Origin of the sequence: Mesorhizobium sp. B4-1-4, from assembly GCF_006439395.2 — a bacterium.
GTDB lineage: Bacteria > Pseudomonadota > Alphaproteobacteria > Rhizobiales > Rhizobiaceae > Mesorhizobium.
The window spans coordinates 2804260-2829724 of sequence record NZ_CP083950.1 but is presented as its reverse complement, the minus strand read 5'-3'; the positions used below and the strand labels follow the sequence as shown (position 1 = coordinate 2829724).

27 protein-coding genes are annotated in these 25465 nt (G+C 64.7%); 18 read left to right on the top strand and 9 right to left on the bottom strand.

Annotated elements, in window-relative coordinates:
- Position 1 precedes the first annotated feature (1 nt).
- Positions 2–1273 (bottom strand): cellulase family glycosylhydrolase, encoded by a 1272-nt coding sequence (locus FJW03_RS13730; protein ID WP_140766573.1) that lies wholly within the window; start codon positions 1271–1273, stop codon positions 2–4.
- Complete coding sequence (locus tag FJW03_RS13725) at positions 1270–2439, bottom strand: DUF1972 domain-containing protein (RefSeq protein WP_140766572.1); 1170 nt, start codon at positions 2437–2439, stop codon at positions 1270–1272. Before FJW03_RS13725 ends, FJW03_RS13730 begins: the two co-directional genes overlap by 4 nt.
- A 441-nt stretch (positions 2440–2880) precedes the next feature.
- On the opposite strand from FJW03_RS13725, the gene FJW03_RS13720 reads away from it, so the two are divergent.
- From FJW03_RS13720 to FJW03_RS13670, 11 genes are all read left to right on the top strand, one after another.
- Positions 2881–4050, top strand: a complete 1170-nt coding sequence (locus FJW03_RS13720; RefSeq protein WP_140766571.1) for a glycosyltransferase family 4 protein — start codon at positions 2881–2883, stop codon at positions 4048–4050.
- Positions 4047–5351 carry a hypothetical protein gene (locus FJW03_RS13715; protein ID WP_181173334.1) on the top strand — a complete coding sequence of 435 codons (1305 nt, stop codon included), beginning with the start codon at positions 4047–4049 and terminating at the stop codon, positions 5349–5351. The genes FJW03_RS13720 and FJW03_RS13715 overlap by 4 nt, the downstream gene beginning before the upstream one ends.
- 9 nt (positions 5352–5360) lie before the next feature.
- Positions 5361–6587, top strand: a complete 1227-nt coding sequence (locus FJW03_RS13710) for a GNAT family N-acetyltransferase (RefSeq protein WP_140766570.1) — start codon at positions 5361–5363, stop codon at positions 6585–6587.
- A gap of 58 nt (positions 6588–6645) precedes the next feature.
- The gene (locus FJW03_RS13705) at positions 6646–7839 is read left to right on the top strand and encodes a GNAT family N-acetyltransferase (protein ID WP_226890657.1); all 1194 of its coding nucleotides are present in this window, start codon (positions 6646–6648) and stop codon (positions 7837–7839) included.
- A gap of 79 nt (positions 7840–7918) precedes the next feature.
- Complete coding sequence (locus FJW03_RS13700; protein WP_140766576.1) at positions 7919–8227, top strand: EthD family reductase; 309 nt, start codon at positions 7919–7921, stop codon at positions 8225–8227.
- Between the two features lie 226 nt (positions 8228–8453).
- Complete coding sequence (locus tag FJW03_RS13695; RefSeq protein ID WP_140611511.1) at positions 8454–8678, top strand: hypothetical protein; 225 nt, start codon at positions 8454–8456, stop codon at positions 8676–8678.
- Positions 8679–8923: 245 nt separating this feature from the next.
- Positions 8924–11416, top strand: a complete 2493-nt coding sequence (gene ligD, locus FJW03_RS13690) for a DNA ligase D (protein WP_140766569.1) — start codon at positions 8924–8926, stop codon at positions 11414–11416.
- A gap of 414 nt (positions 11417–11830) precedes the next feature.
- Entirely contained in the window at positions 11831–12736 is a 906-nt protein-coding gene (locus tag FJW03_RS13685) for a Ku protein (protein WP_140611405.1), read from the top strand.
- Positions 12733–13857: a tetratricopeptide repeat protein gene (locus FJW03_RS13680; protein WP_140611407.1), complete on the top strand. Its 1125-nt coding sequence runs from the start codon at positions 12733–12735 to the stop codon at positions 13855–13857. The genes FJW03_RS13685 and FJW03_RS13680 overlap by 4 nt, the downstream gene beginning before the upstream one ends.
- Before the next feature lie 232 nt (positions 13858–14089).
- Positions 14090–14743, top strand: coding sequence for an alpha/beta fold hydrolase (locus FJW03_RS13675; protein WP_140766568.1), 654 nt, complete (start codon positions 14090–14092; stop codon positions 14741–14743).
- 173 nt (positions 14744–14916) lie between these two features.
- A complete protein-coding gene (locus tag FJW03_RS13670; protein WP_140694708.1) occupies positions 14917–15687 on the top strand; it encodes an exodeoxyribonuclease III in 771 nt (256 codons plus the stop codon).
- A gap of 150 nt (positions 15688–15837) precedes the next feature.
- Here FJW03_RS13670 and FJW03_RS30045 read toward each other — a convergent pair whose 3' ends face one another.
- The 4 genes from FJW03_RS30045 to FJW03_RS13655 all read right to left on the bottom strand — a co-directional run bounded on the left by FJW03_RS30045 (position 15838) and on the right by FJW03_RS13655 (position 18120).
- The gene (locus FJW03_RS30045; RefSeq protein ID WP_264296524.1) at positions 15838–15960 is read right to left on the bottom strand and encodes a hypothetical protein; all 123 of its coding nucleotides are present in this window, start codon (positions 15958–15960) and stop codon (positions 15838–15840) included.
- 465 nt (positions 15961–16425) lie between these two features.
- Complete coding sequence (locus tag FJW03_RS13665; RefSeq protein ID WP_140766567.1) at positions 16426–16632, bottom strand: hypothetical protein; 207 nt, start codon at positions 16630–16632, stop codon at positions 16426–16428.
- A 346-nt stretch (positions 16633–16978) separates the two neighbouring features.
- Positions 16979–17263 (bottom strand): hypothetical protein, encoded by a 285-nt coding sequence (locus tag FJW03_RS13660; protein ID WP_140611415.1) that lies wholly within the window; start codon positions 17261–17263, stop codon positions 16979–16981.
- Positions 17264–17379: 116 nt separating this feature from the next.
- Positions 17380–18120, bottom strand: a complete 741-nt coding sequence (locus tag FJW03_RS13655) for a sulfotransferase family protein (RefSeq protein WP_140611417.1) — start codon at positions 18118–18120, stop codon at positions 17380–17382.
- A gap of 122 nt (positions 18121–18242) precedes the next feature.
- Here FJW03_RS13655 and FJW03_RS13650 point away from each other — a divergent pair, with 122 nt between their 5' ends.
- The 4 genes from FJW03_RS13650 to FJW03_RS13635 all read left to right on the top strand — a co-directional run bounded on the left by FJW03_RS13650 (position 18243) and on the right by FJW03_RS13635 (position 21078).
- On the top strand, positions 18243–18686 hold the full coding sequence (locus tag FJW03_RS13650) for a hypothetical protein (protein WP_181165688.1): 444 nt from the start codon (positions 18243–18245) through the stop codon (positions 18684–18686).
- 116 nt (positions 18687–18802) lie between these two features.
- Positions 18803–19021: an exopolysaccharide production repressor protein gene (locus tag FJW03_RS13645; RefSeq protein ID WP_319022913.1), complete on the top strand. Its 219-nt coding sequence runs from the start codon at positions 18803–18805 to the stop codon at positions 19019–19021.
- Between the two features lie 700 nt (positions 19022–19721).
- Complete coding sequence (locus FJW03_RS13640; protein WP_140611421.1) at positions 19722–20021, top strand: DUF1236 domain-containing protein; 300 nt, start codon at positions 19722–19724, stop codon at positions 20019–20021.
- Between the two features lie 262 nt (positions 20022–20283).
- On the top strand, positions 20284–21078 hold the full coding sequence (locus FJW03_RS13635; protein ID WP_226890655.1) for a hypothetical protein: 795 nt from the start codon (positions 20284–20286) through the stop codon (positions 21076–21078).
- A gap of 50 nt (positions 21079–21128) precedes the next feature.
- Here the strand turns inward: FJW03_RS13635 and yghU are convergent, their stop codons facing one another.
- On the bottom strand, positions 21129–21995 hold the full coding sequence (gene yghU / locus FJW03_RS13630; protein WP_140766566.1) for a glutathione-dependent disulfide-bond oxidoreductase: 867 nt from the start codon (positions 21993–21995) through the stop codon (positions 21129–21131).
- 191 nt (positions 21996–22186) lie between these two features.
- Between yghU and FJW03_RS13625 the strand changes: the two genes are divergently transcribed.
- Positions 22187–23092 carry a S1C family serine protease gene (locus FJW03_RS13625; protein ID WP_140694702.1) on the top strand — a complete coding sequence of 302 codons (906 nt, stop codon included), beginning with the start codon at positions 22187–22189 and terminating at the stop codon, positions 23090–23092.
- A gap of 99 nt (positions 23093–23191) precedes the next feature.
- Here the strand turns inward: FJW03_RS13625 and FJW03_RS13620 are convergent, their stop codons facing one another.
- The gene (locus FJW03_RS13620) at positions 23192–23647 is read right to left on the bottom strand and encodes a MarR family winged helix-turn-helix transcriptional regulator (protein ID WP_140766565.1); all 456 of its coding nucleotides are present in this window, start codon (positions 23645–23647) and stop codon (positions 23192–23194) included.
- Between the two features lie 65 nt (positions 23648–23712).
- Here FJW03_RS13620 and FJW03_RS13615 point away from each other — a divergent pair, with 65 nt between their 5' ends.
- Positions 23713–24186 (top strand): cupin domain-containing protein, encoded by a 474-nt coding sequence (locus FJW03_RS13615; RefSeq protein ID WP_140766564.1) that lies wholly within the window; start codon positions 23713–23715, stop codon positions 24184–24186.
- 147 nt (positions 24187–24333) lie between these two features.
- On the opposite strand, the gene FJW03_RS13610 is transcribed toward FJW03_RS13615, so the two are convergent.
- Positions 24334–24678, bottom strand: a complete 345-nt coding sequence (locus tag FJW03_RS13610; protein ID WP_140766563.1) for a VOC family protein — start codon at positions 24676–24678, stop codon at positions 24334–24336.
- Positions 24679–24862: 184 nt separating this feature from the next.
- Between FJW03_RS13610 and FJW03_RS13605 the strand changes: the two genes are divergently transcribed.
- Entirely contained in the window at positions 24863–25462 is a 600-nt protein-coding gene (locus FJW03_RS13605; protein ID WP_140694691.1) for a YdeI/OmpD-associated family protein, read from the top strand.
- Positions 25463–25465: the final 3 nt, after the last annotated feature.

Sequence of the window (25465 nt, the reverse complement as noted above, 5' to 3'; positions counted from 1 at the left end):
ACTACTCCGCCATCCTCAACCCAAGCGCCTCGACCATCGCCGGATCCAGCGCCCGCGTGGTGTCGTCCATCATGCCCATGCCGTCGAAGAGGTCCCAGAAGGCCCAGGGGAAGCCGAACGATTCGGCGCTTTGCCTGACATCGGAAATGTAGCGGGCGCGGTCGGGGTTGGGCGCGGCGGTGTAGCGGGCGTCGGTGCGCAGCGCGCCGAATTCGCCCATGATGACGCGCTCCGGCGCAATGCCGTGGCTGTCGGCCCAGTCGCGCGCCTGGCTCAGATATTTGTCGATGAACCAGCGGTCGGGCCGGGCATCGAAATAGACCTTCAGCACACGTTCGGTTTGCGCATAGGCGGCTTTCTTGGCCTCGTCCGTGGTCTCGGTATCCTCGGCCATGCGCGCCCTGACGGAGGCCAGCGTCCGCTCGAGCGAGCCGGCGGATGCCGGCCACGGCACGTTGTTGAGCGCGCGGTAGACGGGTTCGCGCATCCAGGGCGCGCCTTGGTGGCTGAACAGATAGGGTTCGTAGAAATGGAAGGTGAACAGGATCGGCTCGAAGGCGGCCAGCGGCGCCGGATCGAGTGCTGCCAGCCCGCCCACCATCGAGCCGCAGCCGCCGGTGACGACCAGCGGCAAGCCATGGGACGACGCTCTGGCCGTCGTCAGAAGGGCTGCCTGGACCTGCGACCAGACGTTGGAATCGCAGGATTGCGGCGGCTCGTTGACCGGCTCCAGCGCCACCATGCCCGGCTGGAACCGTTCCAGCCTGCCGGCCAGTTCCCCGACCAGCCCGCGATAGGCTTCGAATTCGGGCGCGGCGGTGCTCGAGACCATGCGGTCGGGGTTCCAGTAATGGGTGGCGCCATTGGCCTGGACGTTGACGATGATGCCGAGACCGGCGTCGAGCGCGGCGGCGACGGCCGCGTCCAGCATGTCCAGCAGCTTGCCGCGCGTGGCGGCGTCGGCCGCCAGGAACGGGCCGGGATCGACGGGCAGGCGGATGAAGTCGAGCCCGGTCTCGCGCAGCCGGTGGAGATCGTCCGGTGTCGGCGCCGGCCGCTGCGGCTGGAAGGGCGGCCAGTCATAGTCGGTGCGTGGCGCCGGGAATTCACGCGTCAGCGCGAACCACGGCCAGGCATTGACGCCGCGGCGGAAACGCCACTCGCCGCCGGCGGCAAGGGCAGGCGCCACGGGCGAAAGCGGCGCCAGCGCGGCGGGCACCAGCGCCGTCGACAGCGCGGTGCGCAGAAGCCGCCGCCGCGACCAGTCCGTCATACGGCGCCGGGCGAGGGGCGCTCGATCGCGGCCGGCCGCGCCGCGGTCGCGCCGAGAAGCCGGTAGGCTTCATTCTCGTAGGCAAGCAGGACATCCTCCCAGCGGAAGGCTTCGCGGGCGCGCGTCCTGGCGGCCTCGCCGCAGGCTTTGGCCAGGGCGTCGTCCTCCATCGCCTGGCGCATCCGCTCGGCGCAGCTTTGCGTGTCCGTGAAGTGGATGGCCGCGGTGCCGGCGGTCCATCTGTTGTAGGGGTTGTCGTGGGCGATCACCATGTTGCCGGCGGCCAGCGCCTCGACCAGCGACGGGTTGGTGCCGCCGACCGTGTGGCCATGCAGATAGGCGCGGGCGTGGAACCTGAGCGCCTTCACCGTGGCCTGGTCGTAGATGGCGCCCGGCAGGACGACCGAGGCGTTCGCCGCCTGGCGGACGGCGACATGGTAGGGAATGGCATCGGAAAGCGTGCCCAGCACCGCCAGCTTCATGTCGCGCTTCTGGCTGCAGAAGGCCTCGACGATGGGCAGGATGTTGTTGTCGGGCTCGATGCGAGCGATCGAGATCAGGTATTTGCCGGGCTCGAGGCCGAGCGCGCGCACCGGCGCCTCCGGTGCCGCTGTCACCGGATCGGCGCCATAGGCGATGGTGGCGATGGCGCTGCGCGGCCGGCGCGTTGCCAGATGATCCGCGATCACAGGATGGTCGGCGACCAGGCGGTGCGAGGCCCAGGCGCCGAGCCACTCGTTGAGCCAGAACCATGTGCGCGCCGCAGCACCCCATTTGGGCCGGCGCCACTCGATGCCGTCCATGTTGGTGATGATCTTGCGCCGCATCAGCCTGAGCCAGGTCAGGAAGACCGCGCCATTATAGCCAAGCACGAGGCAGACGCCGGGCCGCCGGGCGGCGTCGAGCACGCATTGCCAGTCGAACTCCAGCGTCGCGCGTGGGCCTTTCGAGGCGACCTGGATGTGGATGAGGTCGATGCCGTTCCAGCTTGCGACGCGCACCCTCTGGTCGACCCGTGCAACCTCGTCCTGACAATAGACTCCGACCCTCCAGCCGCGTCCGACAAGAAAAAGCGCCAGCTTCTCGGCGAAGGTTTCGAAGCCGCCATGGGCCGCGGGGATGCCGCGCGTTCCCAGGATCAGGATGGAGGGCTTTTCCGATTTCATGGCCGTTGCGCTTTCAAGTCCGCTCGATCCGCGGTGCGGGGCTGTCTGATCTCAAAAGCTGGCCATGCAACATGCCTGCCAGCTCCGACCCGGCGATTATTGCACCCGGGTTGTAAAATATTTCTTCCGGACGCCCGCGTTGTTTCACTATCGGTCAACTTTCCGCACGTATGTGTATCGAAACGAGGCATTGCCGGCCCTGGCGACCACCAGACGGAGAAATCAGGCCCGGCATGATCCTTGCTCAGGGAATTTCTGTGCGTCAGAATCGGCGGAGGACGTGCAGAATTGGTGTGGTGATCCGGATTCGACATCCGCTTCATGGCCATACCGGCAACCAGTGAAAGTCCAAAGGGGTGTTGGGCTTGAGATTTCCAGTCGCCTGTACGGTCAGGCGGCGGGGATCGTCAAACTTCCCCTGGCAGAAAGATGCTTGGGAATATGCGGATTGCATGCGTCCATCAGGGCTATGAGCTCTATGGCTCCGACCGCAGCTTCGCGGAGAGCGTCGCCGCGTTGCGCGCCGCGTTTCCGTCCGCCGACATCGAGGTGGTCCTGCCGCGCAGCGGGCCGATCGTAAAGATCCTGGAACCTCACGCCAGCCGCATCGTCTTCGAGCCGCTCTGGGTGCTGAGGCGCCAGGCCATGGCGCGCCTCGCCACAATCGAGATGGCGCGGCTGCCGGTCGCGGTGTGGCGGGCATGGCGACGCCTGCGCGATTGTGACCTCGTCTACGTCAACACTTCGATCGTCGCCGACTATGCGCTGGCCTCGCGCTTGCTGCCCACCAAGGCATTGCTGCACATCCACGAAATTCCCGAAGGCGTGCTGCGCCGGATCCTCGTCGGGTTGATGCATTGGAGCCATGCCGATCTCATCTTCAACTCGAAGGCGACGCGCGCCGCGTTCGGCGATCCCGGATCGGCGCGCTCCCATGTCGTCTATAATGGCGTTGCCGGTCCGGCGGCGGCCGAAGCGCTAACCTATGACGGCAAGCGCCCGCTGCGCGTGCTGCTGCTTGGCCGCGTCAACAGGATCAAGGGCCAGGAAGTGCTGCTGGAAGCGATCGCCTCGCTGCCGGCGGAGCTGAAGTCGAGGATCGAGGTGCGGCTGGTCGGCGGCGCCTTCGAAAGCGTCGAGCGCGAGCGTGCGCTCGCCGAACTGGTCGGCGGCATGGGACTCACCGAGCGGGTCAGCGTGTTGCCGTTCATACCGGACCCGTCCGAACATTATCGCTGGGCCGACATCGTCACCGTGCCGTCGCGGCGCCCGGAATCGCTCGGCCGCGTCGCCATCGAGGCGATGGCCCATGGCCGCCCGCCGCTGGTGTCGGCGATCGGCGGGCTGGTCGAAGTGGTCGCCGACGGCGAGACCGGCTGGCACGTTCCGCCTGGCGACGCAGCCGCCCTTGCCGCGAAATTGCAGGAGATCGTCCTGCGGCCCGAAACCTGGCGCGGTTTTGTCGCTGCCGGGCGCAAGCGCTACGAGGCGGTCTTCAGCGAGCCGGTCGCCGCGGCCGCGATCACCGCCATCGCCGCCGACAAACTGAAAGCAGCCATGGCAAGGCCGGCCAGGGCGGCAACCGCCCGCCAGGCGGAGACACGGCCGTGAAATTTCCTGGCCATCTTGTGCGGCGGCTCGTGCTGATGATCGGCGGCGAGGCGATGCAGAGCGGCTTTCACTTTGCCCTCAACATCATGCTGCTGCATCTGCTGTCGGCGCAAGGCTACGGCCTGTTCGCCATCGCCATGGTGATGGGCGGGGTCGGCCTGTCCTACATCAGGTCGCTGACAGCCGTTCCCGCCTCGATATGGATGGGCAAGAGCACCAACAGCGCCGGCGTCGACGCCCATGACGTGGCTTTCGGAACGGCGGCGCTGGTCGTGGCATTGCTGATGGCGATAGGCACGGCTGTCCTGATGCATTTGCTGGGCGACCCAAGCGGCATCGCCGCCGGTTGCTTCGTCGGCGCCTGGTCGCTGCGCAGCCACATGCGCACGGCATTCTTCGCGCGCCGCCTGCAGGTGATCGTCTCCATCAGCGATGCCGTCTTCACAATCTCCGGCACCGTGTTGGCCGGGCTGACGATCTGGTTTGCAAAGGATGGGCTGCAGGCCACGTTCTACGCGCTTACCGCGGCAAATCTGGTTGGTATCCTCGTCCTGGTCCGGCTGGCACGCCGCACGCTTCGCATCAGCTTCCGCATGCCGACGCGGCGGCGCTATGCCAGGCTCTGGCGCCAGCTGTGCTGGTCGGCCTTCAGCGCGACCACCACCAACATCCAGGGACAATGCCTGGCGCTGCTGGTCGCGGGCATTGCCGGGCCTGCCGCCTACGCACCGCTGGCGGCAGTGCTGGTGTTCTTTGCGCCGCTGCGCATCATCAGCCTTGCCTTCGTGAACATGACGCAGCCAGAGCTGGCCAAGCTCATGCAGCACAATGAAACAAGCCGTGTCTGGGCGCAGGCCAAGATCTGGTCGCTCGTCATGGGGCTGGGCGGCCTGGTCTATGGATGCGCTGTCATGTTCGTCCTGCCGATGGTGAAATCCCAGGCTCTCCAGGATGCCTCGGTCGGGTTCATCGGGCTTTTCGTGATCGCGAATTTCGTCCCGATCATGCTTTACATCATGCCCCGCATCGTCCTCGAAATCCTCGGCGATTTCCGGATCGTCGCCTTCATCACGATGGGCGGCGCGATCGTCGGGTTGGCGCTGATCGCGATCCTGCTGGCGATCGCCTCTCCACCCTGGGCGCTGCTGGGTTCGGCGGTCTCCGAGACCTTCGTGCTCGCGGCATCATGGTATTTCACGCATCACCGCATGTGGAACATCGAGCATCCGGACCAGCAGCACGACAGTCTACCGGGTTCGTGGCGGCGGCGGGCGGTCACGTTCGCCGCGGCAAAACGATAGGAGAGGGATGTGGCAGGCCAGGCAGTGCGAATTGCTGAGTTGACCGACACGCCCGACGGGCAGGTCTCTCCTCCCGTCGCCATAGTCGCGAGCGACACCTATACGGCACGATTGCACACCAGCCTCGAAACGGTCAGGCCGCTCTGGCTGCGTTTCCAGGCAGACGGCGTGTGCACCGCCCACCAGCATTATGCGTGGGCCGAGGAGATCATCGCGCGGCTGATGCCGGAAGGTGCCGAACCGCTCATCGTGGAGGTGAGGGACGCCGCGACGGGAGTGCCCAGGATGCTGGTGCCCTTGATGCGGCGGCGCTCTTTCCACCATTGGGTGGTCGAATGGTTGAGCTGCGGCGTCTGCGACTATTCGGCGCCGCTGCTGGCGAATGCGAATCCATGGACCAGGCAATCGGCCGAGGCCGCATGGGCGGCGGTGCGCTCCGTTCTGCCGTCGGCGGACCGCTTCCATATCACGGGAATTCCGCAACGGATCCACGGCGTCGACAATCCGCTGGCCTTGCTGCCGGCCACGCGCGGTTCCATCCAGACCACCTTCGGCCTCGCCATCGACGGCGACCCGGGAACCGTCCTCAAGCGCCTTTGCAGACCATCCTTCGTCAAGGAGTTCGGCAAGGACTGGCGCCGCCTCGAACGGCTCGGCGGCCTGGAGCTGGTCGAGGCCGATACGCCGGCCCAGGTGGAGCATATTTTCGGCGAGCTGGTCCGGATGCGGCTCGACCGCTTTCGCGAGCTTGGCCGCTTCGACCTACTGACGCAGAAGCCGATTGTCGATTTCTACCGGAACGCAGCCATTCGGGCCCTGTCGGACGGTTCGGTGCGGCTTTTCGGCTTGCGCGTCGGTGAGGCCCTGATCGCGGTCCAATATCTGCTGGTCCATCAAGGGACTGTTCATGCTCTCCTGATTGCGATGGACCAAAGCGTCGTGCCCAATGTCTCACCGGGACTTGCAATCATGGGCAGGTTGATGAGCTGGGCACGCGAACAGGGGCTCGGCTATTTCGACCTGTCGGTCGGCAACCAGAGCTACAAGCAACATATGGGCGCCACGGGTTCGGTACTGGCCGAACTCCGCCACGGGTTCACGATGCGGGGCAGTGTGGCGAGCAACGCCATCGAGTTCCGCAACCGGGCCGAGGCTTTCGTGCGCGCCAACCCACGGCTGCTCAAGGCGGTCCAGGGAACGATGCGGGGTTTGCGGCGCTTGCGTGGAGGAAGCTGAGGGCGGGCCAGAACGACAGGCGAAGCATGTGGCAGGCCAGGCAATGCGAGCGGCTGCGATGACTGATAGACCCGACGTGCCGGTTTCGCTGGTTGCCGCCGGCACCGGCACCTCCGCGCGCTATACGGCGCGGCTGCACACCAGCCTCGACAGCGTGAAGCCGCTGTGGCTGCGCCTCGAGGCGAATGGTTTGTGCACCGGCCACCAGGCCTTTGCCTGGGTGGAAGGGATCGCCAGACGGCTGATGCCCAAAAGTGCCGACCTGCTCGTCGTCGAGGTCAACGACGCCGCCACGGGCGCGCCGGCCATGCTGCTGCCGCTGATGCGGCGCCGGGCGCTGGGCCATCATGTGATCGAATGGCTGAGCTGCGGCGTCTGTGATTATTCGGCGCCGCTGCTGGCCGATGCGAGACCCTGGACCGAACAGAGCGCTGCCGCCGCCTGGGCGGCGGTCCGCGCCGTGCTGCCGCCGGCGGACCGCATCCACATGGTGGGGATCCCGCAACGGATTCACGGCGTCGCCAATCCGCTGGCGCTGCTTTCTACGTCGCGCGACTCCATCCAGATCGCCTCGGGCCTGGCCATGGATGGCGAGCCGGAGACGCTGATCAAGCGCATCTGCAAATCGTCCTACGCCAAGAATTTCCACAAGCACTGCCGCCGTTTCGAACAGATGGGCAAGCTCGATCTGGTCGAAGCCCGGACGCCTGATATGGTGGAGAAGCAGTTCGCGACACTGCTGGAGCTCAGGCTCAACCGCTTCCGCGAGCTCGGGCGTTTCGACCTGCTGACGCAGGCGCCGGTCGTCGCGTTCTATCGCGACGCCGCCCTGCAAGGTCTGTCCGACGGCTCGGTGCGGCTGTTCGGGCTGCGTGTCGGGGAAGCCTATCTCGCCGTGATCTACGTGCTGATCATGAAGCACACTTTGCACGCGCTTCTGCTGGGGATCGACCAGGACGCGGTGGCCAACACCCCGCCAGGCCTGACGACGATCGGCAAGCTGATGATGTGGGCGCGCGCCCGGGGGCTTGACTATTTCGACCTGTCGGTCGGCAGCCAGGGGTACAAGCAGCATATCGGCGCTTCGAGCGCGGTGCTGGCCGAGTTGTGCGAGGCGATGACGCTGCGGGGCAGGGGCGCGACCGCCTATATCAAGCTGCGCGGAAAGACCGAGCTTTTCGTGCGCTCCAGGCCGGGACTGTTCAAGGCCGTGCAGGGCGTGATGCGCCGGCTGCGGCGGTTGAAGAACTGAGGTTCCCGCCAACATGGATTGACGAGCTCCCCGCAAACCATCACGCTGCCGAAAGAGCAACGGCTTCGGGAAGGCAATGATGGCAAGCCTGGTGGTGATGTATGGCACGCCCGCGGATCCTGCGGCGTTCGATGCTTATTGCCGCGAAAAGCATGTTCCGCTGGCCAAGACCATCCCGGGATTGCGGCGCTACGAAATCAGCAGCGGTCCGGTGATGACCCCAGCGGGGCCGGCAAAGGTCCATCTGGTCGCCACCTTGCGGTTCGACGATCTGGCCGTCATCCAGAATGCATTCGCCAGCGCCGAAGGGCAGGCGACCGCCGCCGACCTCCAGGTCTTCGCGACCGGAGGCGCCGATATGCTGATCTTCGACAGCGAGGATGTGTGAGGCGGGCATTCCTGCTTGAAGTTTTGATTCAAGCCGAGGCGCGAAGCCCCTCAACAGCCTGGAAAAATTCCTCCCCTCGCAACTCGCCTGACACCAGCGGGTCGTCAATCGCCGAAGGGCGTGGCCCGCCAAATTGACAGGACAGCGCGTCTCCGTCATCCTTGAGCCCAGTCGCCGGGCCGCGGGAGCGGCCATGTTGCGTGTCAGGGCGACCGAGGGCAGCGTCATGTTCAGTCCCGTCACCGGCCAGAATGCCAAGCGTGCCGCCGTGCGCAAGGCGCTCGATCGCCACAAGGTCTACATCACCGCGCAGAGCTTTTCGGACGGCGCCTACCGGGCGCGCGTGCTGGTCGACGGCGAGGCCTACTGGGTCGACGAGTTCCGGCTCGCCCAGTTGCAGCAGGGGTTGACGCCGGCCGAACTCGAACTGACGCCGGCTGCTGACGATTGAGCTGCATGGCCTCCACGCTTTCGTCATCCCAGGGCGGAGCAGGAGCGAAGCGATGTCGCGGAGACCCTGGGATCCATGCCGTGACATCAATGCGCCGCTGCGGTCCAGGTTCCGCTCGGCTGCGCTCTACGGTAGGGGTCACGGCATGGATCCTCGGGTCAAGCCCGAGGATGACGACCGCGAGGTTTGCGGAACGCGAAGCAACGAGGCGGTTGGCGGCTGCCGTGCGCCTCGGTTCCTGACCAATGTCCCCCGCCAAACTCAACCCCTACCGCGCCAAGCGCGAATTCTCGAAAACCCCCGAACCCGCCGGCGGACTTGTCTTCGATGAAGGCAACCGCTTCGTCGTGCACAAGCACAACGCCACCGCCGACCATTACGATCTGCGCCTGCAGGTCGGCGATGTGCTGAAGAGCTGGGCGGTGCCGCGCGGACCCTCGCTCAATCCGGCCGACAAGAGGCTGGCGGTCGAGACCGAGGACCATCCGCTCGAATATATCGACTTCGAGGGCGTCATCCCCGAGGGCGAATATGGCGGCGGCCCGATGATCGTCTGGGACACCGGCACATGGGCGCCGATGGACGATGTCGAGAAGAGCCTCAGGACCGGCGCCTTCAAGTTCCGGCTGGCCGGCGAAAAGCTCAATGGCGGCTGGATGCTGACCCGTCTGAAGCCCAGGGCCGGCGAGGATGAGAACAAGAAGAACTGGCTGCTGTTCAAGGAGCGCGACCTTGCTTCCGACACCAGGCTCGACATCCTCGAGGCGCGGCCGGAGAGCGTGAAATCCGGCCTGCGCATCGAGGAACTGGTGGCGCAGCCGAAGCCGGCGGCGAAGTCCGCTCCGAAGCCGGGCTCGCTGAAGCCCGGCACACTGCCGGGCGCGGTCAAGGCGCCGGCGCTCCGTCGCATCGAGCCGCAACTGGCGACACAGGTGCCGAAGCCGCCAGGCGGCGAAAGCCTTGCCGAGAATACGAACGAGCTCTGGCTGCACGAGATCAAGTTCGACGGCTACCGCACCATGGCGCATGTCTCCGGCGGGGAGGTGCGGTTGATCACGCGTGGCGGCATCGACTGGACGAAGCGCTATGGCGACCTGCCGCATGCCTTCGCCAGATTGCCGTGCCGCGAGGCGATCATCGATGGCGAGATCGTCGTGCTCGATGGCAAAGGCATTTCCCGTTTCGCGCTGCTGCAGGACGCGCTGGCCGAGGGCGCCGGCAGCAAGCTGCATTTTTATGCCTTCGATCTCTTGCATCTCGACGGCTGGGATTTGACGAAGGCGCCGCTCATCCGGCGCAAGGCGCTGCTGGCCGAACTGCTCACCGGCCTCGGCGCCAATTCCGCCATCCAGTTCTCCGACCATGTCGAAGGCTCGGGGCAGGGGCTCTATGACCAGGCTTCCGATCTGGGCCTCGAAGGGGTCGTCTCCAAGCGCGCCACCGCCACCTACCAGAGCGGCCGTACCAAGAGCTGGACCAAGACCAAGGCGCTGCAGAACGGCGATTTCGTCATCGCGGGTTACACGATTTCGGAAGCGGCGGAAGGGCTGGCCGCGCTTGGCATGGCCGAGTGGGATGATGGCGAACTGCATTATCGCGGCAAGGTCGGCACCGGCTTCGACGCCGAGACGGCGGCAGACCTGCTGGCGCGGCTGGAGCCGCTCACCGCCGGCGCGACGGCGCCGGAGGGCGTGCCGCGCGAGATCATGCGCGAGATGCACTGGGTGAAGCCGCTGTTTTCGGCCCGCATCCATTATGCCAACCGCACGGCGGACAATGCATTGCGTCATGGCGTGTTTCGCGGTCTCAGGGATGTCGGCCTGTCGACGCCGGTCTCGGCCAAGCGCACACGGCTGATTTCGGAGGCGGACCTTGCCACCATCTGGGTGACCAATCCGACGCGGCGGCTGTTCGGCAGGACCGGGCCGACCAAGCTCGACATCGCCGTCTACTACGCGCTGGTCGGCGACTTCATGCTGCCGCATATCCTCGGCCGGCCGGTGTCGCTGGTGCGCTGCCCGACGGGACTGCCCAAGGACTGCTTCTTCCAGCGCCACGCCTTCACCGGCATGCCGCCCTCGGTGGTGACGTTCCAGGCGACCAATTCCGAGGGCGAGACCAAATCCTACCTCTCGGTCGAAGGCGCGAAAGGCTATCTGGCGCTGGCGCAGTTCGGCGTCGTCGAGTTCCACACCTGGGGCACGCACCGCACCAGCCTCGACAAGCCCGACCAGATCGTCCTCGACCTCGATCCGGGCGAGGGGATTTCGTGGCGCGAGGTGGTCGAGGCCGCCGTGCACATCAAAAGCGAGCTGGAGGGGCTGGGGCTGGTGCCTTTTGCAAAAACCTCCGGCGGCAGCGGCATCCACATCACCGTGCCGGTGACCCAAAAGCAGAACTGGAAGAAGCTGCATCAGGCAACCAGCGCGATATCAACGCATCTGGCGGCGACCGCGCCGGACACGTTCACCACCACCATGGGCAAGGACAACCGCAAGAAGCGCATCTTCATCGACTATCACCGCAATGCGCGCGGCCACACCTCCGCCGCGCCCTATTCGCTGCGCGCCCGCACCAACCTGCCGGCCTCGACGCCGGTGAGCTGGGCGGATCTGGAGGCGATCGACGCGCCGCAGGACCTGAACTATTCGTCGCTGCCGGGCTTGCTGGAGACGTCGGGGGACCCCTGGGCGGAGATCGATGAGTTTGCCAGGGATTTGCCGTCCTTGCGGAATTAGGGTTCCTCGCCCCCGCAAGCGGGGGAGAGGTGTCCGCGCAGCGGACGGAGAGGGGGCTGCGCCGACGCCGGAAGTAATCATACCGAGTTCATCTGCGATAGGTTTGCGCCATTCCCCCTCTCCGTCTCGGCTTCGCCGAGCCACCTCTCCCCCACTTGTGGGGGAGAGGAACCCAAATCCATCGACGCTTCTTACAATTTGAATTATTCTCGATTTGCGACCCCGCCGGCGACCTAAAACATTTCGTCAGGATTTGCCGGTATCGTGCGGGGCCGGTGTAGGATTTGCGCAGCCTTATTCGTCCTGCGGACGAACAGCGCTGCTTGGAGCATGGTCCCCAAAAGTGGGAACCGGTTTTTGGACAAGACCCATGCTCCAACACATTGTCAGTGCATGGCCGCGTAGGAGTGTATCATGGCGCCCAGGGCAAGTTGGAAAGGTTACCTCAAACTCAGTCTGGTCAGCTGTCCGGTGCGGCTCTATCCCGCCACCAGCGCCAGCGAACGCATCTCGTTCAACCAGCTGCACAAGAAGACCCACAACCGCATCAACATGAAGCCGGTCGACCCGGAACTGGGGCTCGTCGAGCGCGCCGATCTGGTCAAGGGCTACGAGTATGAGGACAAGCAGTACATCATCATCGATGACGCCGACCTCGACGCGGTGCGCATCGAGTCCAACCATACGATGAACATCGAGGCCTTCGTCGACGAAGGCGAGGTCGATGTCATCTACCAGGACGCGCCCTATTACCTGGCCCCCGATGGCGCCATGGCGGAGGAAACCTTCGCGGTGCTGCGCGAAGCGATGCGCAAATCCGGCAAGCTGGCGATCGCCCGGCTGGTGCTGTCCAGCCGCGAGCGGGTGGTGACGATCGGCCCGCGCGAGAACGGCATGTTCGTGTGCACGTTGAGGAATCCGAACGAAGTGCGCGGCACGGCTGAGTATTTCGGCAACATCCCGGCCGGCAAGCCCGATCCGGAAATGCTGGAACTCGCCGAAGCGCTGATCAAGCAGAAGGAAACCACCTTCGACCCGAAGAACTACGAGGACCGCTACGAGATCGCGCTGATGTCGATGATCCGCGAGAAGCTCAAGGGCCACAAGCCAATCATCGCGGCAGCGCCCGAGCGCGGCAATGTCATCAACCTGATGGATGCGCTGAAGGCGAGCCTGTCGCAGTCGAAGCCGCCGGCCAAGTCGAAGAGCAAGGCCGAGGAGGCGCCCGCCAAGCCCGCCAAGAAGGCGGCAGCGGGCGGTGCGCCTGAAAATCCGCTGAAGGCCAATCTGCTGAAGGCGGTCGGCAAGAGCAAGAAATGACGGCACCAGCCGTCTCGGTCCCGGGCGCCGTCTTCGGCACGATCGGCGCGCTGGCGGCGTTTCCGCTGCGGCTCGCCGCGCGCGAGGTCGAGCGCCAGCACGGCCAGCTCCGGCGCGGCATCACCAGGCGCACCACGCATATCGTGTTCGGCCGGACTTTGCTTGCCAAGGCGGGGCTGACCAGGAACGGCGATGCCGGGATCGAGCGCCGCATCGCCGCCGAGCAGGCGGCCGGGCGCACGCTGATCAGCGAGAACGGCTTTTTGCGCCTGCTCGGCCTGATGAAGGCGCCGGAAGCGTCGTCCCTGTCCAGGCAATCGCTGATCGAGCAATCGCGGCTCTCCGGCGCCGACCTTGACCTTTTGTCGCTGTTCGATGCCTTCGAGCACGACGCGGAACCCTATTCCTTCCGCGACCTGATCCTGGCGCGCAAATATGCCGGGCTGGTCGCCGGCGGGGCGACGTGGGGCGCCATCGCGCGTTCCGTGCACCGCTCCGGCCCGGTCGCCTCGCTCACCGCCAAGTCGCTCAATGTCGGTTCGCAGCATGGCCGGCCCGACGCGATCTATCTCGAAGGCGGCCAGAGCGAGCTCGACGGCCAGTTGCTGTTCGATCTCGGCGCGGCCGCGCAAGGCGACGACACGCTGGAAGAGCTGTTCGCCGAGGCGGAAGCGGCGGAGGAGGGCGGCGACCATGACGTGGCCGCCGCGCTCTACCAGCGCTGCCTCGCCATTGACCCCACCGACGCGATCGCCGCGTTCAACCGCGCCAACTGCCTGCGCGCCGGTGGGCGTGTGGCGGAGGCGGCGCACGACTATGCCCGCGCCATAAAACTCGACCCGGCCTTCGTCGAGGCCTGGTTCAACCTCGCCGGGCTGATGAGCGAGCAGCGCCGCGACGCTTCGGCGCGAAGGCACCTGCAGAAGGCGATCGCGCTCGACAGGAATTATGCCGACCCGGTGTTCAACCTGGCCAGGCTGGAGTTCGATGCCGGCAATCTGGTTGAGGCACGGCGAAATTGGGTGCGGTATCTTGAGCTCGACGCGGAGTCCGAATGGGCCGGGGTTGCAGCCAAGGGCGTGCAGTTCGTCGACATGCAACTGGCGCGGACGGCGGTGTGAGCATGATTGGCGAAGGCCGAGATGACAGCCAATCTCCCCCCTTGTGGGGGAGATGTCCGGCAGGACAGAGGTGGGCGCTGCCCCGCCGACAGATCGGCCTTTTTCAAAGGAATCCGCCTCTTGGATATTTGACCGAAGGCTGGCATTCCTTCGCGCCCCCCTCTGCCTTGCCGGGCATCTCCCCCACTAGGGGGGAGATCAGCAGCGTCGGCGTCGCGCGAGTCATCACCCCATGACCAGCTTCCTCTTCGACGGCGACGAAACCGCGCCCGTCACCATCCTGCTCGCCCATGGTGCCGGGGCGTCGATGGATTCGCCCCCGATGACCGCCACCGCCAAGGCGCTGGCCGCCGCGGGTTTCCAGGTCGCGCGCTTCGAGTTCCACTATATGGCGGCGCGCCGCTACGGCCACCGCAAGCCGCCGCCGCGCGCCGAGACGGTGAACCCGGAATACATCAAGGCGATCGCCGACCTGAGGGCGAGGGGCGTCGCCGGTCCGCTGATCATCGGCGGCAAGTCGATGGGCGGGCGCGTCGCCTCCATGATCGCCGACGAGATGCTTGCCAAGGGCGAAATCGCCGGGCTGGTGTGCCTCGGCTACCCCTTCCATCCGCCGGGGAAGCCGGAGCAGCTGCGGACCAAGCATCTCACCGGGCTGAAGACGCCGACGTTGATTTTTCAAGGCACGCGCGACGAGTTCGGCACCAAGGACGAGGTGGCGGGTTACGGCCTTTCCGATGCGATCGAGGTGATCTGGCTGGAAGACGGCGACCACGACCTCAAGCCGCGCAAGAGCGTTTCGGGTTTCTCCACCGCCGATCATCTGAAGACGGTGGCGGACACGGTGAAGGCATGGGTGGCGCGACAATCACTGTCGTCATCCTAGGGCTGAGCAAGGAGCGAGGCGACGCGCGCAGATCCTAGGATCCATGCCGTGACGCCAAGGCGATGCAAAGGTTCGGAGTTTTGCCCCGCCGCGTTCCACGGCGAGGGTCACGGCATGGATCCTCGGGTCAAGCCCGAGGATGACGAAGCGAGGGTCGCCTTCGGCATTCAAAAATGAAACTCGCCACCTTCAACATCAACAACATCAACAGCCGGCTCGAAAACCTGCTGGCGTGGCTGGCGACGGCAAAACCCGATGTCGTCTGCCTGCAGGAGCTGAAGGCGCGCGACACGCAGTTTCCGCTGACCAGGCTCGCCGCGGCCGGCTATGGCGCGGTGTGGAAGGGCGAACCGACCTGGAACGGCGTCGCCATACTCGCGCGAGGATCCGAACCCGTCCTGACCCGCGATGCGCTGCCCGGCGACGATGCAGACCGGCAGAGCCGCTACATCGAAGCGGCGGTGGACGGCATCGTCGTCGCCTGCCTCTATGCGCCGAACGGAAACCCTCGGCCGGGGCCGAAATTCACCTACAAGCTCGCCTGGCACGCGCGCCTGGAAGCCCATGCCGAACAGCTGCTCGACACCGGCCTGCCGGTGGTGCTGGCCGGCGACTTCAACATCGTGCCCGAGCCCCGCGACATCTACGCCACCCGCTCCTATGACGACAACGCGCTGGTGCAGCCGGAAAGCCGCGCCGCCTTCGCCGCCCTGCTCGAACAGGGCTGGACAGATGCGCTGCGCAAGAAGCATCCGAAGGAAACGCTCTACACTTTCTGGGATTACCGGCGGAACCGCTGGCCGCGCGATGCCGGGCTGCGGCTCGACCACATCCTGTTGTCGAAGACGCTCGCCCGCCGGCTGAACGGGGTGGGCATCGACCGCGAGGTGCGCGGGCAGGACGGCGCCAGCGACCATGCGCCGGTGTGGGTGGAGCTGAAGTAATCAGTCGACGTCGTCGGCCAGCGCCGTGATCCGCTCGCCCGGCGCCTACCGCTTCGCGGTTTCGACCCCGCCGGGCTGGCGCTTGCCGGCGCCAACGCGACGCAATCGCAGGATTTCCGGCTGACGCCCGGCTCGCCCGCCGGGCTGGTGTCACAGGACCTGCCACGGCCGGTCGGTCTGGCGCCGGCGCGCCTGGCCGGCAGGCTGGCCGACGCCACGCTTGAGAAGCTGTATGGCGCTGAACGCCATGGCCGACGCGGGCGGGGGGCGCATGTTGGGGTGTGCTGGGCGCCCGCGTCAACCAGGGCGGCTCGTACCGCCGCAACGACACCATTGCACATTGGCTGATATTTGAAACTTCCGCGAAAGCGGAATAGGCAGGAACAGCAGCGCGGATCCGACGCCTGCTTCGCCGAAGCGCGAAGGCGCTGGGGCTGGAAGGCCATGGCATCGTGGTTGGCGCCAGCGCCGACTTCGTCGCCATACGGACGCGGCACGTGCCCAAGCGGTCGCGGCCGTGGCGAAGGAGCGGTCGGGGTATCGACATGGCAAGGTGGTGGCGAAGGACGGCAAGATAGCGCGCTGAGCGCGTCGCCGGCGGGCAGGAAAAGTGGCCGGCGGCCAGGTGCAAACAAAGGACGCCGGGCCAAGCCGGCTTCTGGCACTGGCCGGTTGATCATTATATTCGCAATATCTAATGTTTATTGCAAGGCGACCGCGCCGCCTGCCGCGCTTTCATCAGTTTTCCGCCGCACGATCGGCCGTCTGCACTGATCGGGCCGGCACGGAGGAAAGCGCATGCTGATTGGACGGCTGTTCGCCGAAATAGCGCGCGCCGCCCAGGACGAGGAACACGATGCCGACCACCACCAGCCCAACCGTCAGCACGGCAACCGCCGTGCCCGGACCGTGACCTGTCTTGATGATGATGGACCGATGGGACATCACGCTTCCTCCGGGGGTGAGCCCGGTTCACAGACCTTTGCAAACGGCGGCAGGGGCCGGATGTTCCCGGAGGAGGGGCCCTCATCGGCCCTTTGCGTTTTCTTCTGGGACCAAGGTCTTGGGTCGCGCACGCAAAGGTCCGAGGGGGCCTGTTCGGTTCCGGCAATGTCCATTGGACGTTCCGCTATTTTAGCCAATTGCAATATAAAGCCTTTACCTTGTTGAGAGGCGAATGCGGGCGTTGGACGGGCAAAAAGGCGACGCGCCAACGGCTATTGTCGGCCGGGGGTAGCTCCAAGGCATTACGCGAACATTGCGGGGACGGCAGGGATTTTTCGAAGGTCAGTCACGTCTCGTCGAACCGGCCCTCTCGGGTCGGGTTTCGCGTGATCGCGGCTTCTTCCTCGTCGTCGGGCAGGGCCTCGTCACTCTCCTGGTAGGGGTTGTCGTCATCCTCTTGCGGCAGGTCGCCTTCTTTCTCGGTGCCGTAGCGCATGTCGCCGTTTTCCGGCACGCTATCAGGCAGGATCTGGCCGCCCTTGACCGCGTCCCAATCCTGCTGCTCGATGGTCGGGCTATCCGCCTGCGGGCCGTCATCATCGTCGGTGCGGGGTTTGCCGCGCGGTGCCATTGTGGCCTCCAATACCTGTGAAGACTGGAGGCAAAACTCGGGCTGCCGGCGTTTGTTCCCGCACTCGCGAGTACGGGCCTGGCCCATCACGGATTGCCGTCTGCCTTGGTGGCGGGCTACCGCAGCCACAACCATAATGCGGCGACCACCGCCGCGACGGCCGCCACGCTCAGCCCCAGCATGATGTAGGAGCCCTTGATGATGTCGCGGATGATCTTCTTGATCGTTTCGCGGTCGTTGAGGTTGGGGAAGGGATCGTTGGGCACGGCGACGCCCAGAAAATCGCACAGCGGCCCCCAGCCTTCGGTCACCTTGTAGACCAGCAGCTTTTCGGGCGGCACCGCGGCCTTCACTTCGTCGATATAGGCGTTGTAGCGGGCCACCGCCCTGGCGCGATCGTCCATCACGCCCTTGAGCGCGCGGCCCCACACCAGCTTTTTCGACATGTCGCCGAATTTCCAGCCGAACGGCGTCAGCCATTCCAGGATCTTGAACTGCCAGACATTGTTGGTGAAATAGATCGTGTCGATCGTGCTCTCGTACCAGGCTTCGGCGCCGCGCGGGTGCAGCGTCAGCAACACCTTGGCGTCGGGATAGGCCACGAGCAGTTCCCGCCATACGCAGCAACCGGGATTGTCGACGGTGGCCGTATAGTTGGCGAACACCCGGTTCCAGTCGTGCTGGGTGCCGGGCGGACTGTTGGCCACCATGCGCCAGAAGTCGAGATGGCCCTTGTTGGCCTTGTTCATGATGACTTCCTGCATGTGGTAGGAAGGCAGGCCGAGCCTGTTCAGCGCGGCAAAGGTCGACCACGTGCCGGTGCGGCCGAAACCGGCCCCGATCAGCTTGAGCGTCATTTCCCAATCCCCATCGGACTTGTTTTTGCCCGGTCCGTGAGCAGCAAATTGCTCCCGATAGGGCCAGGGTGCAACAAATTTCGAGAGTCGGCGCCAAGCCGATCCTATAGGGGCCGGTCGTAGTGGGTCAGTTTGAAATTTCCGACAGCCGCCGGGTCTTTGCCGTCATCGACAGGTTCGGCGGTATCGCCCGTAACGAGATCTACTATCGATTTCGCCAACTGATTGGCATCGCGCGGGCGCTTTGGGTGCTTACCGGTCATAGTAACCAAACCTCGCCTGGCTGGACCCCCAACTTGTCAGCGGTGGGATTTGATACGGGGGACGGGCTGCCAATGTTGGCTTCCCCTATTTTTCGCCTTACTGCCTCTTGCGCCTCGATTGGGGCGCCATATCCCGCGATCCAGCAAAAAGCCATGGGTGGCTCATTCTCGGTCCAAACGGGGACGATCCAAGCCTTGATCTGTATTTTGGGGTTCATGCCAGGAATATGGCACTGCCATGCGCCACTTCAAAGGCTGGATTTCAAACTGACCCACTACCGGGCCGGTCACATACTTGCGTAGCTGCTAAAATAATGAAACGTTGGGCGCGGGTATCGGGAATTCGGGCAGGGGAATCGGCCGAATTGGAATGTTCGGCGATTTGGGCATCGATGTATGTTGGGCGGTTTCTCGTGGGGATGTCGGCGACGACCATCCTTGTCGCGGTCTGGACCTATATGGCCACCGGTTCCTTCTGGAAGGCGCTCACCTGGACGGTGGTGACCCTGGTTGTCCTGCAGGTCGGATATTTCGTGCTCGTCGTGGGGCTGATCCATAGGCGCGCACAAGATGCCGTAAGGAGCCAGGATTCGATCGACGCAGTCCCGCCATTACATCGGGACGGTGTCTCGTTCTGACGCCCGCGCTCGGCCTGGACCGTGGCCGAGATGGCCGATCTTGTGGTCCGCCGGTCGGCACGGCGATCTTGCCGAGCTGGCTGTAAGCGCAGCCCTACCTCATCCACCATCCATTCGGCCAGTGCGCCCGCAAATCCCTGCAAGGGCACCATCAGCGCGATGACGACAGACATCAGCGGGAAAAATCACGCAAGGTCGGGGGCCACATTGCCTCCTTCGGGGGAATTAGGACGACGTGGTTGCATCACACCGGCAGGCCACGCCGCCTGTCGGTGGAACCATAAGCCGAAGCGGGCGTTTCCCGATGCGACCGGTGAGGTTGCCACCTCCGCCGGTTATTGAAGGCTCGTCCTGCTCCCGGCAGGGCGGGCCTTTTTTTGTGCACAGGGTTGTGGCACCTGGAACGACACCGCACGCTCCACGTTAGCTGTTGCTAAGGCAGGACAGCGGGTTCAGCATCGACGCAGCACGGCTGTGCTGTTCCGGGAAGGGAACCTTGTGTTCCATCTCCGATTGTTCCGTATCCGTAATCCACGAAATTTAGATGCGAATTTTAAGCATATTCGCTGATGCTATCAATAGAAGCCATCTTGTGATCTTGCGATAGCCACATTTGTTCCAAAATTGCGGATGGAACTTCGGAGCGGCGATGGAGTTTCCTTGCAGGGTGGCTTTCAGATATCCCGACAAGGAGGTTGTTATGAAGTATTATCTTTCAAGTGCGGCTGCTGCGATCATTCTGATGGGCGGCGTTGGTGCGGCCCTGGCCGAAACCGTTGTCCTGCAGCCGGAACAGGAGACAGTCGTACGCGAATACGTCAAGAAGGAGCCGTTGGCGTCGGTGAACCTTTTGGGCATCGAACTTAAGCTCGGCTCGCCGGTACCGGACAGGGTTGAGCTGCGCGAGGTGCCGAACGTCAAGTACCGCGTCGCGGTCATCAATGACCAGACCGTGCTGGTCGATCCCGACACGCGTCAGATCGTCGAGGTTCTGCACTGAGTTGCATCGCAGGCCCGCCTTGGAAAAGCCCGTCACGGTCCTGTGACGGGCTTTCCTTTTTGAATCCCTTTTGAAACAGGCTTGTTGAACCAGGCCTTGGGTGGGCATGGATCGTCTGTACCAGCCGCGTGGCCGGGCTGGCAAAGCGGCCCGCCAAGGTGCATGGTTGCGCTCGTGCGAAACTTCCCGCGCCAGCTGCGCCCGAGGCGGCAGACGATGGCAGGCGCGACCTGTCGCTCGGCTGAGACCTGAAAGCCCTTCGATGACCATCCAGCCAGCCGAGATGAATGTTCGCGAGGGCGCCCGCATTGTCCTTCTGCTTGGCAGCGCGCCCGACGCGGTGCGTTGCGAGCCCTGGCCGAAGCAGGCCTTCAGCCGGATCGTCGCCATCAACAATGCCTGGCGCGTGCGCCCCGACTGGGATTTCCTCGTCCATGCCGGTGATTTCCCGCCGAACCGCCTGCCTCACGACGCGACCTTGCGGCAGGCTCAGATATTCAGCGCCACGCAGTATGTCCCGGCCCAGAACGCCTTCGGTGGCTTCGTCTATGCCGGCGCCACGATGGCGCTGACGGCAGCCTATTGGACCATTCACAGCCAGAAGCCGGATGTGCTGGCATTCCTGGGCTGCGACATGATCTACGACCAGCCGGGCAAGACGCATTTCTATGGCATCGGCCGTGCCGACCCTTTGCGCGATGACGTTACCCTGCGCAACCTCGAGGCCAAGTCGGCGCGCCTGCTTGTCCAGGCCCTGAAGCACGACTGCCTGTGCATCAACCTGTCCGACCTGCCGCGCAGCCGGCTGGTCTTTCCCAGCCTCGCCTTTGACCAGCTCGGCGGCCTGTCGCCGGCGCGGATCGCCGAAATGAAAGCGGAAATTCTGGGAACCATTCAACTCGACCAGGCCGAAAAGGCCGAACAGGTCGAGAAGGATCTCGGCTATTTCTATGAGGACGGCATGTACTGGAACCATCTCGACGAGATCGACGAGACGGTTCTTGCCGACATCGACCGGCTATGGATATCGGCCGTCGAGCAGAGAGCTGTGGGTTGAAGCGGCTGACCTCCCCACGGGGAGGAAGGCCGGCGCGTTGTCCGTTCAGCTCACTCCGCCGCCAGTCTGTCCTGCGTCCTGGTTTCGAAATCGCTGGCATCGTGGCGCTCATGGAGCTGCATGGCCGGTTCGCCGAAGGCGCGGTTGACCATGCGGCCGCGCTTGACCGCCGGACGGGCATCGATCGCCTTCGCCCAGCGCTGCACGTTCTTGTAATCCTGCACCGACAGGAAAGTGGCGGAATCATTATACTGCCGACCGAGCGCCAGTCCGCCATACCAAGGCCAGACGGCCATATCGGCGATGGTGTAATCCTTGCCGCCGAGATATTCCACCTCGGCCAGCCGCCGGTCGAGCACGTCGAGCTGACGTTTCACCTCCATCGAGAAGCGGTCGATGGCATATTCGATCTTCTCCGGCGCGTAGGCATAGAAATGGCCGAAGCCGCCGCCCAGATACGGCGCCGAGCCCATTTGCCAGAACAGCCAGGACAGCACTTCCGCGCGGGCCGGCTGCTCGGCAGGCAGGAATTCGCCGAATTTCTCGGCGAGATAAAGCAGGATGGAACCGGATTCGAAGACCCGCACCGGAGTGGCGCCGCTGCGGTCCATCAAAGCGGGGATCTTGGAGTTGGGATTGACCTCGACGAAGCCGCTGCCAAACTGGTCGCCATCGTTGATGCGGATCAGCCAGGCGTCGTATTCGGCGCCCCGGTGGCCGCGCGCCAGAAGCTCCTCCAGCATGATGGTCACCTTCACGCCATTCGGCGTCGCCAGCGAATAGAGCTGCAGCGGGTGCTTGCCGACGGGCAGTTCCTTTTCATGTGTCGGCCCGGCGATCGGTCGGTTGATGCTGGCGAAGGCGCCGCCATTTGCCTTGTTCCAGGTCCAAACTTTCGGCGGGGTGTAGTCGGTCATGTCGAGCCTCGGGCGGTGGGGAGGAATGAATAGGTCGCTGTACAACTAGGGTTGGCGAGGTGGAAGTTCAACTTGTGTTGAACTATTGTTGATGTGGCGCTGGGGCTTCTTCCCTTCTCCCCTTGCGCCATGCCCCCCGAGGCATACCTATAGGAGAAACCGCCAGGGCATTTGCATCGCAGGACAAAAGCATGACCATCAATCCCAATCCGCGCTCCGTCGTCGCCGTGCGGGCCACCGTGCCGGAGGATGCCTTCACGGCCGGCGCGCTGGGCACGCTGCGGGAAGGCAGCGGCGTCGTCATCAGGGATGACGGGCTGGTGCTGACCATCGGCTATCTCATCACCGAGGCCGAGGAGGTCTGGCTGACCTCGCATGACGGCCGCGTCATCCCCGCGCACGCCCTGGCCTATGATCAGGAATCGGGCTTCGGCCTTGTCCAGGCGCTGGCGCCGGCCGGGCTGCCGGCGGTGGCGCTGGGCGATGCCGGCAAGGCCAGGATCGGCGATGCGGTGGTGCTTGCCGACGGTATCGGCCGGGCGGTGGAGGCCAGGATCGTCACCAAGCAGGAATTCGCCGGCTATTGGGAGTATCTGCTCGACGAGGCGATCTTCATCGCACCCGCGCATCCGTCCTGGGGCGGCGCGCCGCTGTTTGGCGCGGACGGCACGCTGCTTGGCATAGGCTCGCTGCGCTTGCAGATGAGCCGCGCCGGCGAGGTCGCCGACATCAACATGGTGGTGCCGATCGACCTGTTGCCCCCCATCCTCGACGATCTGCTGACACGCGGCCAGGTGGCCAAGCCGCCGCGACCGTGGCTCGGCGCGCTGTCGGCCGAAAGCGACGGCAAGGTGGTGGTGATGAGCGTGACCGAAGGCGGCCCGGCGGCCAAGGCCGGCCTGCGCGAAGGCGATGTCATTTCCGAGGTCCGCGACGGCGCGGTCGACGGGCTCGCCGACTTCTATCGCAAGCTGTGGGACAGCGGCTCGGCGGGTGCGGAGATCCCGATGCGCGTGGTGCGCGACGGACGCGAGACCTGGCTGCGCGTCAAGTCCGCCGACCGCGGCAGCTTCCTGAAAAAGCCGCAGTTGCAATAGGCCGGGCGACGGCCACCCGATGCATGTCGATGGTGAAGCGCAGCGGCGCGGAACGGCAACGCGCGGAAGCGGTCGGCTTGTCGATGAATGCCGCCCCGCTCAGCGCACCAGCGGGCTGTCCCAAACGACGAACAGCAGCGCCTTGAGCTGGGCAAAGCGCTCCGGCCCGAGTTCGGTGCGCCACTCCTCCTCGATGTCGCGCAATATATCGACCATTTTCCAGAAGGCGGCATGGCCGCGTTCGGTGGACCGAACGACGCGCGCGCCGCTTTCGCCGTCGGAGCGGACGAGATAGCCGTAGCCTTCGAGACTGCTGAGCAACTGGTTGATGGCCTGCTTGCTCATGCCGGCACGCTCGGCAATGATGCCAGGCCGCGCGCCGTCGGGGCCGGGGAATTGCAGCACCGCCATGTGCGGCAGGCGCAACTCTTCGAAACCGGCGGCGTTGAGCTCCTTGATCAGCCGGCGCTGGATCGCCTGGGCCGGCACGCGCAGCAGGGCGCCGATCAAAAGATCCTCGGTCTTGGTCTGCAGAACTTCAGTGGATGTGGCCATTGACCGCTTGGTAAATTGAGTTTACTGATTGCTGGTAAATGTAGTTTACCGGAGGAGTTTGCGCAATGCCAGCCATGGACCTTCAGGTCAATCCAGCCGACGAGACCATCGGTACCAAGGGATTGTCGGTTCGTTTCCTGGTGTCGGGCGAGAGTTCGAACGGCAGCGTCGCCACTTTCGAACTGATGGTGCCCGGCGCACAGCGCTTGCCCGCGCCGGCGCACAGCCACGATCACTATGAGGAGACGATCTACGGCATTGACGGCGTGCTGACCTGGACCGTGAACGGCAGGCCGATCGAGGTTGGGCCAGGGGAGGCACTGTGCATTCCACGCGGCGCGGTTCACCGCTTCGACAATAACGGCACCACGGATGCGAAGGCGCTGTGCGTCATCACCCCGGCGGCGATCGGTCCGGATTATTTCCGCGAGGCCTTCGGCTTGCTCAACGCCGCCGCCGGCGGACCGCCGGACAAGGCCAAGATGATGGAGATCATGCGTCGCCACGGGTTGACGCCGGCAGCGCCGCCACCGGCATAGCCATTCTGCCGTTCGAGGCGAGAGGGATATGCCCAGGCGGGCAGTCCGGCACTCCTGGAGCGGTTCAGCGTTTGATAGAACGTTGACCCGCTCTAACTCTTTGTTTTTATAGATAGAAAACCGCTACGCACTTTTCCTGGAATTGCTCTAGTCCCGCAGTGCGCTCGCGAACACCACCAGGTTCCCGTCGGGATCGCGCATGCGCATGATCCAGAAATCGTCGGCTTCTTCGATCGGGCCGGGTTCGAGGCCCGCCTCCATCAGCCTCTGCCTTTCGGGCGCCAGCGGCAGCACCCCAAGCGTCAGCGTCGAGGTGCCGGCCTTGTCCTTGTCTTCGAAAAGTTGCACCTCGGCGCTTTCGGTGAATTGCCATTCGGCCAGCCCCGGCATCGGCTGGCGCAACGGCGCCTTGCCGAAGAGCTTTTCATACCAGCCGATGCTGGCCTCCAGGTCGGAGCAGCTGACATGGGCAAAAATGGTTTGTATTGCCATGGCGATCTCCCTCGGCGTTGGACTCCTGCCGCAACGCGACGGCGGTTGGTGCGTTCCGTTGCTTCGCGGCAGCGTGTCCCGCTGCTGACGAAAGCTGACAGTGAAACATGCAATAATGCCGGAACTCGCATGATGCCGGAGGCAAGATCACAGTGACGCCAACACCGAACAGGCAGGCCGCCTGATGGCGCCGGTCAAGGTCGATCCCGCCAAGGTCCGGGAATTTCCGGATGCCGCGAGTTTCCATGCCTGGCTCGGCCAGCACCACGCGACGGAAACCGAAGTGTGGATCAAGGTGCATAAGGTGGGATCGGGGCTGAAGTCGATAACGCCCAAGGAGGCCATCGACGTCGCGCTGTGCTTCGGCTGGATCGACGCGGTGCGCAAGGGGCTGGACGAGAACAGCTTCCTGCAGCGCTACACGCCGCGCGGCAGGAGGAGCATCTGGAGCAAGATCAACATCGACAATGTCGCGCGGCTGGTCGAGGAGGGCCGCATGACCGAGCATGGGCTCAAGCAGGTCGAGGCGGCCAAGGCCGACGGGCGCTGGGCGCGCGCCTATGGCAGCGGCAAGGAGATGAATATCCCCGACGATCTGCAGGCGGCGATCGATGCCGAACCCGAGGCAAGGGCGATGTTCGAAAAACTCAGCGCGCAGAACCGCTTCGCGCTCGTCTTCCGCACCCACAACATGAAGACCGAGGCCGGCCGTAGAAAGAAGATCGAGACTTTCGTCGCGATGCTGAAGCGCGGCGAGACGATCCATCCACAGGGCAAGAAATAGAGC